The sequence below is a fragment of the Cryptosporangium japonicum genome, from assembly GCF_039524755.1.
GTDB lineage: Bacteria > Actinomycetota > Actinomycetes > Mycobacteriales > Cryptosporangiaceae > Cryptosporangium > Cryptosporangium japonicum.
The window spans coordinates 165,144-177,566 of sequence record NZ_BAAAGX010000025.1; the positions used below are offsets into that span (position 1 = coordinate 165,144).

12 protein-coding genes and 1 pseudogene are annotated in these 12,423 nt (G+C 71.4%); 6 read left to right on the top strand and 7 right to left on the bottom strand.

Annotated elements, in window-relative coordinates; translation table 11 throughout:
• Positions 1-145 precede the first annotated feature (145 nt).
• The 4 genes from ABD437_RS30465 to ABD437_RS30480 form a co-directional block, all read right to left on the bottom strand.
• Entirely contained in the window at positions 146-1,444 is a 1,299-nt protein-coding gene (locus tag ABD437_RS30465) for a vWA domain-containing protein (RefSeq protein ID WP_344652383.1), read from the bottom strand.
• A complete protein-coding gene (locus ABD437_RS30470) occupies positions 1,441-2,616 on the bottom strand; it encodes an AAA family ATPase (protein WP_344652384.1) in 1,176 nt (391 codons plus the stop codon). Before ABD437_RS30470 ends, ABD437_RS30465 begins: the two co-directional genes overlap by 4 nt.
• Positions 2,617-2,660: 44 nt before the next feature.
• A complete protein-coding gene (locus ABD437_RS30475) occupies positions 2,661-4,031 on the bottom strand; it encodes a hypothetical protein (RefSeq protein WP_344652385.1) in 1,371 nt (456 codons plus the stop codon).
• A gap of 276 nt (positions 4,032-4,307) precedes the next feature.
• Complete coding sequence (locus ABD437_RS30480) at positions 4,308-4,826, bottom strand: RICIN domain-containing protein (protein ID WP_344652386.1); 519 nt, start codon at positions 4,824-4,826, stop codon at positions 4,308-4,310.
• Positions 4,827-5,119: 293 nt separating this feature from the next.
• Between ABD437_RS30480 and ABD437_RS30485 the strand changes: the two genes are divergently transcribed.
• Positions 5,120-5,785 carry a formylglycine-generating enzyme family protein gene (locus tag ABD437_RS30485; RefSeq protein WP_344652450.1) on the top strand — a complete coding sequence of 222 codons (666 nt, stop codon included), beginning with the start codon at positions 5,120-5,122 and terminating at the stop codon, positions 5,783-5,785.
• Positions 5,786-5,830: 45 nt separating this feature from the next.
• Here ABD437_RS30485 and ABD437_RS30490 read toward each other — a convergent pair whose 3' ends face one another.
• Complete coding sequence (locus ABD437_RS30490) at positions 5,831-6,697, bottom strand: oxidoreductase (protein ID WP_344652387.1); 867 nt, start codon at positions 6,695-6,697, stop codon at positions 5,831-5,833.
• A 93-nt stretch (positions 6,698-6,790) separates the two neighbouring features.
• Here ABD437_RS30490 and ABD437_RS30495 point away from each other — a divergent pair, with 93 nt between their 5' ends.
• Genes ABD437_RS30495 through ABD437_RS30505 form a run of 3 tightly spaced genes read left to right on the top strand, consistent with a single transcriptional unit; the run spans position 6,791 to position 9,489 of the window.
• Positions 6,791-7,354, top strand: a complete 564-nt coding sequence (locus ABD437_RS30495) for a TetR/AcrR family transcriptional regulator (RefSeq protein ID WP_344652388.1) — start codon at positions 6,791-6,793, stop codon at positions 7,352-7,354.
• Positions 7,355-7,408: 54 nt separating this feature from the next.
• A complete protein-coding gene (locus tag ABD437_RS30500; RefSeq protein WP_344652389.1) occupies positions 7,409-8,803 on the top strand; it encodes a sensor histidine kinase in 1,395 nt (464 codons plus the stop codon).
• Between the two features lie 5 nt (positions 8,804-8,808).
• Positions 8,809-9,489 carry a response regulator gene (locus ABD437_RS30505; protein WP_344652451.1) on the top strand — a complete coding sequence of 227 codons (681 nt, stop codon included), beginning with the start codon at positions 8,809-8,811 and terminating at the stop codon, positions 9,487-9,489.
• 9 nt (positions 9,490-9,498) lie between these two features.
• Here ABD437_RS30505 and ABD437_RS30510 read toward each other — a convergent pair.
• Positions 9,499-10,176: pseudogene (locus tag ABD437_RS30510) on the bottom strand (phosphatase PAP2 family protein); the annotation flags it as partial.
• Positions 10,177-10,245: 69 nt separating this feature from the next.
• Complete coding sequence (locus ABD437_RS30520; RefSeq protein ID WP_344652390.1) at positions 10,246-10,977, bottom strand: TetR/AcrR family transcriptional regulator; 732 nt, start codon at positions 10,975-10,977, stop codon at positions 10,246-10,248.
• A gap of 95 nt (positions 10,978-11,072) precedes the next feature.
• On the opposite strand from ABD437_RS30520, the gene ABD437_RS30525 reads away from it, so the two are divergent.
• Entirely contained in the window at positions 11,073-11,312 is a 240-nt protein-coding gene (locus ABD437_RS30525) for a hypothetical protein (RefSeq protein WP_344652391.1), read from the top strand.
• Complete coding sequence (locus tag ABD437_RS43130) at positions 11,309-12,313, top strand: carboxylesterase family protein (protein ID WP_425558282.1); 1,005 nt, start codon at positions 11,309-11,311, stop codon at positions 12,311-12,313. Before ABD437_RS30525 ends, ABD437_RS43130 begins: the two co-directional genes overlap by 4 nt.
• The last annotated feature ends 110 nt before the right edge of the window (positions 12,314-12,423 follow it).

Genomic DNA, 12,423 nt, shown 5'->3' on the forward strand with positions numbered 1-12,423 from the left:
CGCCGGTACCGGCTCCCGCGAACTGCGTGCACCGGAGTTCGTTCTGATGACCGACGAGCAGTGCCCGAGGGCGGTGGCCGCACCGGTGGCCTTGATCAGGCCGAACGTTGACACGGCCGGCTCTCGCCGCCGCTCGCGCCGAGGCTCAACCCGGTTCGCCGAGGCGGACCGTCTCCACCCAGTCCGGTGGTCGGGGCGGGCGCCAACGCCCTCGCTCGTCCAGCTCCGGTTCCGGCCCGAACAGCCCGGCGACCACTCGTGCGCCCGGCTGCTCGTCCGGCCACGGGGTGTGACCGTCGGTGAGCACGACGACCAGATCCGGACGCGGGTTGGCGGCCAGCGCCCGGGTGATGCCCTGGCGGAGGTCCGTGCCGCCACCGCCCATCAGCGTCACCTGCTCGGCGGTGCAGACGTCTTCGGCGGTTTGCACCGCAGCGTCGCAGCTGTAGACCGTCACCCGCCGACCGGCTGTACCGCCGGCCTTGATGATGCCGGTGGTCTCGCTGAGTGCCTCGCCGAGCTCGGTATCGGCCACCGACCCGGAGGTGTCGATCACGACCGCGACCGTCGGCTGCGGTGCGACCAGGCTGGGCATCACGACGGTGCCGGCCAGCGCCGCCGCGCGCCGGGCGGGGCGGCGGTAGGCGTAGTCGGCCGGTCCCGTGGAGTGGTGCAGACCCCGCCGGATCAGCGCGTGCAGCAAACGACGCCAGTCCAGCGTCGGTTCGCCGACGCCGTCGGCCCAGCGTCGCCAGCCGCGGGACACCCGGCCGGCGGACCGGCGGATCTGCTGGGCGACCCGGTACCGGATCGCGTCGGCCTGGGCTGGGGACAGTGGGTGCGCGCCGTCCGGGCCCAGCTCCCAGGGCGCGGAGCCGTCATGCGCGCCGGACCCACAGTCCAACCAGTTCATACGGCCGTGCAGCACGGAGACGGGCAATTGTTCGAGGTACTGCTCGAACAGCGCGGACTGCTGGAGCTTGAGCCGCCGCGGCGTCACGGCGCCGGGCGGCAGCTTCACGTCCTCGGTGGCGATGAACTCGTCGTTGATTTCGCAGTCCATCGCCAGGTTCATCCGGAGCTGCTCGCGGTGCGGTTGATCGGGGTCGAACACCGGTCGGACCGGCCGGCCGGCGTCTGCGGCCGCGCGGCTGCGCTCCAGCAGCCGCCTGGCCCGGCCGTGGTGATCGCGGAGCAGGTGCGCCACCTCGTGCAGCCAGACGCCGGCCAGCTCGGCGACCGGCGTGGCGGCGACGAACGCGGGACTGGCGTAGCAGCGCCAATACCGGTCGACCGCCATCGTCAGCACGCTCCGGTCGCTGACCACGGTCATCGAGAACAGCGCCGCGGACAGGTACGGCTCGGCGACAGCGGCCCGATGGCGGGCGGCCAACAGTTTCGGCAGGTCGAGAACGTCGGGCTCGGTAACGGTTAGTGCGTTCATCGGGCGATCACCAGCAGGTCGAGCACCGGCGCCAGCCCGTCCAAAGCGGTCGGCAACGACCAGGTCGGTTCCCGGAGCGCGGCTAGTTCCATCGCGGGGGAGACCAACACGTCGGCGGGGTGTGCGACGGCCAGCCGGGCCAGTACCGTCCAGCCGGCGTCCCAGCGGGCCCGGCTGGGACGCCGGCGGACCGCGTCGACCATGGCGGTGAGCAGCGCGTGCACCAGATCCCCGCGGTTCGGCGGCGGGAAACCGGTCGGGTCGCGCAGCACGTCCTCCGGGTCGGGCAGGTCGGAGCGCTCGAGATAGGCGAGCAGCTCCAGGCCGGCGCCGTCACCGACCGCGCCGCGGACGACGATCGCGAGCGCGTCCGCGTCGGCGTCCGACGCGAACGCGAACGCCATCAGGCGCATCGCCATCTCCCAGGTGCGCGGCGATGGCCAGGCGCCGCCGCGGGCCGCGCCGCGGGCCGGCAACCGGTGGACGTAGTCGGGGCGGGCGGTGAGGAAGTCGCAGACGATCCGGCGCGCCCGGTGCAGCGCGCCCGCGAGCCGGTCGGGCGCCAGTTCCGGCGGTCGGACGTGCGGCCACTGCCCGCCCAGGCCGCGGACGACGATCCGCGGGTCGTGCAGCCAGGGTAGGTGCACGAACCGATTCGCGAGCGGAGCGGCCAGCTGCCAGCCGTCGGCCGCGGTGTCGGCCGGGTTGGCGGCGGCCACGATCCGGACCGACGGCGGCAGCACCAGGCTGCCGACCCGGCGTTCCAGCACGACCCGCAGCAGCGCGGCCTGAACCGCGGGCGGTGCGGACGACAGCTCGTCGAGGAAGAGCAGTCCGCGGCCGGTGCCGCGGAGCCGCACCGCCCAGTCCGGTGGCGCCATCGGGATGCCGTTCCGGGCCGGGTCCGGGCCGACGATCGGCAGACCGGCGAAGTCGGAGGGCTCGTGCACGCTGGCGATCACCGTCTCCAGCGGAACCTCGAGGTCGGCGGCGAGTTGCTCGATCGCCGACGACTTGCCGATGCCGGGCTGTCCCCAGAGCAGCACCGGCAGGTTGGCCAGGGTCGCCAACGCCAGCGCCGCCAGGTGCGGGTCGTCATCCGGAACGGTCGTGGTGGTGCGGAGGCGGTCGATCAGCTCGTCCGCGGTGGCCAGCGGGTCGCGGGAAGCCATTGTGCTGTCGATAGCCGAGGGGCTGTCGGTGAAGGACGGAAGTGTCATCGGATCACCTGGTGGTGTCGGGCCGGGTCCCCCTTTCGGTGCCGGCGGCGTCGGGCAAGGCTCGGGCGAGGTGATGCGGGACAGCGGTCGTCGAACGGGGGGATACCGACGAGAGTGCGGGAGTAGCGGTGGAGCGCCTCGTGGAGTTGGGCCAGCACCGCGTGTGCCTGGCGATTGCCGGGCAGCACGATGGCGTCGAGCCGGGTCTCCGACCCGAGGCGTCGGGCGACGGCAGCGGCGGCCAGTGCGACTTGGCCGTGCTGCAAGTGAAGATCGACGTCGGAGACGAGGTCGGGGTCGCTGAACAGCCGCGTGATCGTGGCCAGGCACCCGCAGACCGGGCCACCGAGGAGCGCGAGTGCGCGCTCTCGGTCCAACTCGGCGGTGCTGTGGTCGAGCGGACGTATCCGGCCGTCGGAACGGACCAGCCAGTGCACCGACGTGCCGCAGCGGACCGCGATCCGGTCGGGCTCCGCTGACGTCGCGGACCCAGCCGGCGGGCACCCGAGCGCGTCGGCGACCAGCGGATGCAGGTCACCGGTGGCCAGGTACCCCAGCCGGATGAGGTCGGCGTCGATCGGTCGGGACCACACGGCGTCCGGCAGCACCGGGATCCCTCCGGCTTCGGCGGCCTCGACCAGCTGGGCCGAGACCGGGGGCGCCGTGGACAGGACGATCGTCCAGCCGCCGCCGAGGTGAAGCGCCACCCGGTCGGCGCCCGGACAGGCGTGTGAGGCCCGCGATGCCAGACCGGCGAGGTGCACGGGCGCCGAGGCCAGCCGTCGGTGTCCGCGCTCGGGGCAGAGCCGGGGCAACGCCAGCGGAATGCCGGCGGCGCCCCAAGCGGCTTCGGCGTCGCCCAGGTCCTGCAGTCGGGTGACCAGGGAATCGGCGCCCGGAGGGACAGGCAGCTCGTGGGCAACCCGGGCGTCCCACTGGAAGCGGGGCGCAACCAGCCGCTGACGGCGAACCCGGCCGAGGCGTAGCCCCGCCGACAGCGGATCGCCGGTTCGGTCCCAACCGACCGTGGGAAGGACCGTGAGCACCACTCGCTCGCCGGCGTCCAAGGCCCACTGCGGAGTGAGCGCGGCCAGCGTCAGCCGGCCGTCGCCGTAATCGGCGAGCGGGATCATCGCGCCGGCTCGCAGACGCCCGGCGCCGTGGGCGTACCGCGGCAGGTGCCAGCGCAGCAGATCAGGCACCAGATGACGCAGGTCGGTACGGATCGTGCCGGCGGTGGCAGCGCCATACCGGCGGTGGATGGAATCAAAATCGATGCGGACGCCGTAGCCTGCGGCGGCGCAGGCACCACGCCAGTCGCCGACGGCCTGGCGGACTCGGGCGGCGTCGATCAATGATCGGGGCACGCCGAATCGTCGGCCGGAACTCAGGGCCAGGGCGTGCGGGAGAGGGAGGATCGCGGACTGTTCCGCGCCAGGGTGGCTCATCGGCCCACCGGCGGAACAGCCTCCGTTCCAGAACTCGAGAAATGCGACACAGTCAGCTTCATTTCACATGAGGTCAGGTCGAGGACGAGACGTCATGATGATGATGGTGACGAGGGCGGTTGTAAAGGGGGTTCGGTGATCATCCGCCGCCGAGCGGCCGTCCACCTCGGAACGGCCGCCGGCGGGACGGCGCGTTTACGGGAAGGGGTAGTTCCAGGTGAACTGCCCGTTGAGCGTTCCGTTGCAGGCATATTGGACCAGCGTGGTCTTATTGGCCGTCCCGGCGCCCTTCACCGCGATGCAGAGGTTGCTTTTCGCGTTGCGGATCTTGTACCAGCCGAGGCCGCCTCCGGCGTCCCGCACGTAGTCGGTGCGCCACCACGAGTTGGAGGTTCCGTTACAGGTGTACTGAATGATCGCCGCGCCGGAGGCGGTGGAAGCGCCCTTCACCACCATGCACTTGTTGGTCTCCCGGTTGCGTATTTCCCAGACTCCGGTCGACACCTCGTCGAAGTACCATTGCTGGTTTTCTTTCAGCCGGTCGCAGGTGTAGATGATGATGCTCTCGCCGTTATCCGTCGATCCATTGGGAACGTCCAGGCATTTGACCGGATCGGGAGACGCCGGGAAGATCTGGTAAGGGCCGAGCGAGGCCGCTGCCGCAGGTGATTGCGCCACACCCACCAGGGCGGCTACGAGCGTTACGAGGGCCACGGACGTTCGCGTCAGCCAGCGTCGAGAGAGCTTCAAATTCGTCCCCATGTTTCCGGAGCTGCGGCCCAGCGCCCGACGGCGAAGGGCCTACTCGGTTGAGCGGGGGTGATCGTAAACGGTGTTGTCTACTGTGCTCGGTGCCCGTGAGCGGTGTCGTACGGGAACGCGGGAGGTAGCTGCTACCGTCCGCTGCTGTGTCCGAGTGGGTTGAACAGATCGTGGCCGGTCGGCCGGCTTGGCGGCATACGCCTTCCAACCTGACCTTCCGGGAGGTGCCGGGTGGCACCTACCGCATGGGCCTGTCCGAGGCCGAAGTGGCAGCGGTGCGCGCGATCGAGCGCAGCGGAGGGGCCGAGGACACTCTGGAGCCGTTCTTCGCCGGGGCGGTGGACGCCCAACCGGTCCGCGAGGTGCGCGTCGAACCGTTCTTGATCGCCCGGCATCCGCTGACGGTCGCACAGGTCCAGCACTGGTTACCCGAGTACGAGGACGAGTACGCCGACCGCAGTTCCCAGACGGCGCGGCTCGAGGACGACCTGGACGATCTGCTCGACGCCCTGCCTTTCCGGCTCCCCAGCGAGGCCGAGTGGGAGTACGCCGCCCGGGCGGGCACGACTACCTTGACGTTCCGCGGAGACGACAAACCCGGTGCGGATCAACTACTCGACGACTTCGGTGACGAGCAGCGCACCGCGGCCGTCGAGAACGCGTTCGGGCTGGCTGCCCTGGGTTCGGCGGGCGAAGTCTGCGCCGACGTGTGGATCCCCGGGTTCGCGGGCGCCCCGGCGGATGCCCGCCCTCGAACCGGCGACGGCACACGGACGGTTCGCGGCGGCGCGGCCGACGTCTACCCGTGGCAGGGCTGCGACGAATGGTTGCTGCTGCTCGCGGCCACCCGCTACGAACACACGCAGTTCGCGGCAGTCCGCCCGGTCGCGTCGGTTCCGGAACGCGCCTGAACCGGAGACCCGGGGTCTGGCGAGTTCGCCCGACACAAGCGTCGGTCAGGTCAGCGGGAAACGCACGCCGGTGAGTTGCTCCGAGGTCGACCAGAGCCGCTCGGCCAGCTTTTCGTCCCGGGCGACCGCGGATCGATTGATCAGTTCGGGCGCTCCGCGCATGTGCGCCAGCCGGCTCGGCCCGGTGAAGCTGTCGCCGGGGAGGTCGGCGACGGCGGCGTAGAGGACCGGCAGTGCGCCCTGCTCCGGGCTCTGCCCGAACGCACGGACGATCAGCCTGGTCAACGCGCTGGACTGGGCGTAGATCTCGCTCCGCACGAGACCCGGGTGGGCGGCGAGGGCGCGCACTGACGATCCGACGGCGTCCAGGCGGCGCTGCAGTTCGGCGGTGAACAGCAGGTTGGCCAGCTTCGACCGCCCGTACGCCTGCGACTCCCGGTAGGGGCGGCGGTCGTAGCCGAGGTCGTCGAGGTCGAGGCGGCCCATCCGCTCGGCCTGCGACGACACGGTCACGATCCGGCCGGTGACGTGCCCGAGCAGCAGGTTGGTCAGCGCGAACGGCCCCAGGTGGTTGGTGCCGAACTGCAGCTCGAAACCGTCGACGGTGTGGCGCAGTTCCGGCACCGAGATGCCGGCGTTGTTGACGAGCAGGTCGATCGGGCCCGACCACGCGTCGGCGAACGCGCGCACGGACGAGAGATCGGCGAGGTCGAGCTCGCGGACCTCGGTGTCGCCGGTAATCGTCTGGGCGGCGGCCTTTCCCCGGTCGAGATTTCGCACGGCGAGCACCACGTGCGCTCCGGCGCGAGCCAACGCGCGCGCGGTGGCCAGCCCGACGCCGGAGTTGGCGCCGGTGACGAGCGCGGTCCGGCCGTCCGAGGCGGGGAGGTCGGCGGCGGTGAAGTCGGCCATGGGTAGGGCTCCGATCAGAGACTCAGGTTGATTGCACTCAGTGGCATCACCGTACGACGCGATGCCACTGAGTGCAATCAGTAGGCTGTCGCCATGGCGAGGTGGGAACCCGGGGCGTCGGATCGCCTGCGCGACGCGGCGATGACGCTCTTCGACGAGCAGGGTTTCGAGAACACGACCGTCGCTCAGATCGCCGAGCGGGCCGGCCTGAACCGGCGTACGTTCTTCCATCACTTCGCCGACAAGCGTGAGGTCGTCTTCGCCGGCCAGGACGCTTCCGAGGAACTCCTCGTCTCCGCGATCCGCGCCCAACCGGAGACCGTGGACCCGATGCGGGCCGCCGCCGCCGGGCTCGCCGCGGCCGCCGACACGTTCTACGAGCAGTACCGCGAGGGCGCGGAACTGTTCGGCCGCGTGCTGGCCGCGAGCCCCGAACTCCGGGAACGGGAACTGGTCAAACGCGCGACTCTGGCGGAGAAGATCGCGGCCGCGCTCCGCGACCGCGGTACGGGCGAATCGGCCGCGGTCGTCGCCGCCTGGGCCGCGGTCGCGGTGTTCTTCGTCGCGCGCAACCAGTGGAACCAGCCCGCCAACCGCCGGACCCTGGCCGAACTGATCAACTCCGAGCTCGAGGAATTCCTCGGTGTCGTGACGTGACCACTACTTTCGACAGTGGCGGAGGGCCCGGCGCCGATCAGTACCGTCACGCCCGTGGACAGCGCGCGTAGTCGACGGGCGGAGCTGCTGCTGGCCGGCGCCGCGATCGTGTTCGGGATGCTGACCATCACGCATCCCGGGTGGGGAGTGCCGACCGCGGTCGTGGCGTTCCTGGCCGGGCGACGGCCGGGGCCGACCGGCCCGCCCGTGCTCGCGCTGGTCGCGGTGCTGGCCGCGGGGGTGGTCACGCTCTCGCTCGAACCGGCCTGGCTCGGGCTGGGGAGCCGGTTGGTGGCGGCGGTCGTCGTCGCGATGATGGTGCCCTGGTTCGCCGGCCGGTTCTGGCGCCAGTCCCAGGACCTGGCCGCGGCGGGCTGGGCGCGTGCCGAGCAGTTGCAGAGCGAGCAGCGTCTGGTCGCGGCCCAGGCCCGGCTGCGTGAGCGCGCCCGCATCGCGCAGGACATGCACGACGTGCTGGGCCACGACCTGAGCATGATCGCGCTGTCGGCTGGTGCGTTGAAACTCGCACCCGGTCTCGACGACGCTCACCGTCGGACCGCGGCGGAGATCCGGGCCAGGGCGGCGACCGCGGTGGAACGGCTCGGCGCGGTGGTCGGCGTGCTGCACGACGAGACCGATGATCCGCATCCGTCCGGCTCCGGCCTCGCGGACCTGACCGCGGCGGCGTCGGCGTCGGGTTTGCCGGTCACGTTGCACGTCGAGGAGGGTTCCGCCGAGGTGGGTGACGCGATCGCACGAGCGGCCTACCGGGTCGTGCAGGAAGCGCTGACGAACGTCGCGCGGCACGCACCGGGCGCGGAGACGACGGTCTCGGTCACCTCGACCGCGACGGAGACCGCGGTCGAGGTCCGCAACGGCCCGCCCGCGTCGTCGCACTGGGCCGGTCGGTCGTCCGTGGCCGGTGGGCGTGGCTTGATCGGTCTGGAGGAACGGGTCCGGCTGGCCGGCGGCACGTTCGGGTACGGCCGGACCGACGACGGTGGCTTCCGCGTCTCGGCGCGGCTGCCGCACGTCTCCGGGTTACCGCTACCGCCGCCGGCCGACGACGCCCGGGAAGCCGGAGGTGTGCGGGAGCGGCCGCGTGAGCGCCACCGGTCCCTGGCGTTCGCCGTTCTCGTGCCGCTGGTGACCGGAGCGGTACTGAGCGGAGCGCTGATGGCCTGGCAGACGTTGTCGGCGTACCGGTCGGTGCTGGATCCGGGGGACTACGCCCGTCTCCGCGTCGGGCAGTCGCACGCCGAGGTGGAGCGTTATCTGCCCGCCCGCCAGACCCGCTACCGGCCGTCGGCCGTCGAACCGGGACAACCGGGAACGACGTGCGAGTACTACGCGATGACCGCCGACCGGTTCGACGATCGGTCCGGCGACGCCTACCAGCTCTGCTTCCGCGGCGGCAGGCTGACGTCCCGGGAGGCGCTCACCCCATGACCCCGATGATCCGGACGATCGTCGCCGACGACGAGCCGATGATCCGCGCGGGCATCCGTGCCGTATTGGCCACCGCGCTGGACATCGACGTCGTCGCCGAGGCCTCCGACGGTCACGACGCGGTGGAACTGGTGCGCCGTCACCGGCCCGAGGTGGCGGTGCTCGACATCCGGATGCCGCGGCTGGACGGGATCAAGGCGGCCGCGGAGATACGTCGGATCGCACCGTCCACCGGCGTCCTCATCCTCACCACGTTCGGCGAGGACGACAACATCCTGCAGGCACTGGGCGGCGGTGCGGCCGGCTTCCTGGTGAAGTCCGGCGAGCCCGAGGAGTTGATCGCCGGTGTCCGCGCGGTGGCCGACGGCGCCGCCTACCTGTCACCGCGGATCACGGCCCGGGTCGTCGCGCATCTCGCCGCGACCGGCGCCGGGGCGTCGGCCCGTCGGCGCGCCGCGGCCAGGGAACGGGTGGGTGCCCTCACCGCGCGCGAACGCGACGTGCTCGCCTGCCTCGGCGGCGGGCTGTCCAACGGGCAGATCGCCCGGCGCCTGCACGTGGTCGAGGGCACCGTCAAAGCGCACGTGAGTTCCATTCTGACCCGGTTGGGTGTGGACAACCGGGCGGCTGCGGCCGTCGTGGCGCACGAATCCGGCCTCCTCGCCGACCAGTCGGTCCACCCGTGACGCGAGCCACCGGACGACCGGCGCGCAGACGACCCGCGCGGCCGGAAGACCGATCAGGAGCGTGGCGGCCACGACGGCAGCACCGAGGACGGCACCGGCCAGCACGTCGTGCGGGTAATGCACCCCGGCCACGACACGCAGCACCGCAGCCACGACGCTCAGCGGCAACGTCACCGCCGCGAGCCGGGGCCGCGACATCGCCAGACCGACCGCGAGACCGGCGGCCAGCGTCGCGTGGTTGCTCGGGAACGACCAGTCGCCGACCGCCGGGCACTCGGCGAGCGGATCGCCACCCAGCGCGCGGCAGGGGCGCTCCTCGTCCACGATCAGCTTGATCGCCTCGCTGATCAGGTAGGCGGCGACGGTACCGACGCCGATCAGCGCGACGCCGCCGGCCAGCCGGGAGTCACGGTGCCGCACCGCGGTCCAGCACGTCCAGGCCCACAGCGCTCCGAGCACCAGCAGCGTGCCCTCGGTGGCGGCGACGACACCGGACGCCAGCCCGGACGGTGCGTCGGCGACCACATGCACCACCGAGCGGTACGCGGACGCGGAGACGCCGCTGGTGACCTCGACCGCGTCGACCTGGCCCACGCCGCCGGGGGAGAGCGCTCCGATCACCGCCGCGGCGATTCCCAGTAGCCCGGCCGCGGCCACCGATCGAGCCATCGTTCGTCGTATTTCCATGCGTTGAAAAGTAGGAAAACGAAAGGCGCTGAACCCGAGTCGAACGGCAGCAACCGCATTGGACGATCGTCAGGGTTGACTCCGCGGCGTCAGAATGCGGGCGAGGTGGTAATCGACGGTGCGCCGCACGTCCGCTGCGGTCCGGCGGCCGTGCAGCAGGTCGAGCCCGAGCCCGGAGACGCCGCTGACCAGGAGATCCGCCTCGCGAGCCGGGTCGATCGACTGACGTGGGCCGGCCCCTGTGATGAGCGTGGTGATCAGTTCTTCCAACGGTGTCTCGGCGTGGAGGAATACCGCGGCCAGCACGGGGTCGGTGAGGCTCCAGGCGTAATAGGCCGTCATCACTCGGAGGCTTCGGCGGCGCTGCTCGTCGAGCGGAAGGAGTTCCTCGAGAGTGGCCCGGAGCAGAACGCGCGGGTCGGACGCGTTTCGCGATGCCGCTATTCGCGCCCTGGCTCGGCGCTCGTTGTCGTGGTGCAGTGCGTACAAGGCGCTGACGAGCAGATGGCGTTTGCTGGTGAACTGGTACTGCACCACCCGGGGAGTCACCCCAGCCGTCGCCGCGACCGCGCGAATCGTGACCGCTCGCAGACCTCGCTCGGCGGCGATCCGCCAGACCGCCTCGAAGAACTTGTGGTGGTGAACGGACCGGTCGGGGAGCGCGGGCGGCGGTACCGGTGGGTTCTTGCGCGATCGGTAGGCCTGCGCCTGGCACGCACGCGAGCAGTACGTCGGACGACGGCCCCGTCCCGACGGCCGCAGCGTTCTCCGGCACACCCGGCACTGTGTTTCGTCACGCACCCGGCCACCGTAGTCGAGCAGATCGTGTGACGTATTGCTGGTTTCGGCATTGCTGGCCCGGTCTGCCGACTGCTGTCATCGGTACACCTGAATCAATGACGGGAGATGGCACCGTGCAGCGATTGGTCGGTCTGGTGGTCGGCATGGTTCTGGTGGCCGTCGGCGCGCAAGGCGCCATCCGGCTGGTCGTCGATCACGACGACGCGGGACTGCTGGGGTGGGTGCCGGGCGGCTTCTGGGTCCGGCTGGCCTGCTACCTCGTGGCGGTCGTCGTCGGACTCGGCGCGGCGGCCTGGGGAGCGCCGAAGACCCAGCGGACCAACCGCGACCGATGACTCGGCGAATCGCTCTCGTTCTGACGTTGATCCTGTCCACGCTGAGCGGCTGCACCGACGAGGCCCCGGCCCGCCGGCCCGGCGGAGACCCGGTGGTCGTGACGACGTCGGGAAGCGTGCGGGGCACCGAGGTGGACAGCGTGCACCGGTTCCGGGGCGTGCCCTACGCCGCTCCGCCGCTCGGCTTCTTCGCCCATTCTCGGTTCGACGGCCTTCAGGATCAGCTCGCGGCGCTGCGTTGGGTCCGGGCCAACATCGCGCGGTTCGGCGGCGATCCGCAGCGCGTCACGGTGGCCGGTGCGTCCGGCGACGCCGTCGCCGCCCGACCGGCCGAGGTCTTCGCCGCCGGCCGCCAGGCAGCGATCCCGACGTTGCCGGGCAACACCCACGACGAGCACGTCGAATTTTTCCTGAACGCGTACCCGGCCGGAATCACCGCCGCGCGGTACTCGGTGCTGCTGAGAACCGCGGTCGGAGCTGGGGCCGGACGAGTCGCGGTACGCTACCCGGTCTCCGCGTTCCGGTCGCCCGACGCGGCCGCCAGCCGGGTTTTCAGCGACCGCGACTGGATCTGCCCCATGTGGAGGTCGGGCCGATATCAAGCGCGGAAGGCACGTACCTACGCGTACGTCGTCGACGACCCCTCGGCGCCGACGCCGAGCCTGCAGCCCGTGCCCGACCGTGCGCGTCCCGCCACCGCACACGGGGCGGAGGTCTTCAAGCGCTCGTTCCAGATGTGGTGCGGACGCTCGCCTCGGCGCCACGCCTCCAGGAGAAGGTCATGGTGCCGCTGGGCGTGTTCGTGGGCCGGGCAGCCGCGGAGAAATCCGCGCCCCCATTCGTCACACGGTTCGACGTCGACATCGACCGTCGAGCGGCACGGCACCGGGACCACGAGCGCGAAACCGATGAGCGCGACGAAGGCCGCGACTCCCGTGACGAGCCACCAGGTCGGTGGGAGAGCGACGGCGCCGACGGCGACCCCGACCCACGGCCAGTAGCGCTGCCAGCCGTTGCGGTGCTTCCGCTGTTCTTCGGCGAGGCGCAGATCCTCGGCGCGCTGATCGATTCGAGCGTGTTCCCGTCGGATCGCCGCCTGCTCCTCCGGCGT

Coding starts and splice junctions, on each gene's coding strand:
- ABD437_RS30525 (WP_344652391.1), top strand. CDS start 11,073: ATGACGGGAGATGGCACCGTGCAGCGATTGGTCGGTCTGGTGGTCGGC.
- ABD437_RS43130 (WP_425558282.1), top strand. CDS start 11,309: ATGACTCGGCGAATCGCTCTCGTTCTGACGTTGATCCTGTCCACGCTG.
- ABD437_RS30470 (WP_344652384.1), bottom strand. CDS start 2,616: ATGGCTTCCCGCGACCCGCTGGCCACCGCGGACGAGCTGATCGACCGC.
- ABD437_RS30495 (WP_344652388.1), top strand. CDS start 6,791: ATGGCGAGGTGGGAACCCGGGGCGTCGGATCGCCTGCGCGACGCGGCG.
- ABD437_RS30490 (WP_344652387.1), bottom strand. CDS start 6,697: ATGGCCGACTTCACCGCCGCCGACCTCCCCGCCTCGGACGGCCGGACC.
- ABD437_RS30485 (WP_344652450.1), top strand. CDS start 5,120: ATGGGCCTGTCCGAGGCCGAAGTGGCAGCGGTGCGCGCGATCGAGCGC.
- ABD437_RS30505 (WP_344652451.1), top strand. CDS start 8,809: ATGATCCGGACGATCGTCGCCGACGACGAGCCGATGATCCGCGCGGGC.
- ABD437_RS30465 (WP_344652383.1), bottom strand. CDS start 1,444: ATGAACGCACTAACCGTTACCGAGCCCGACGTTCTCGACCTGCCGAAA.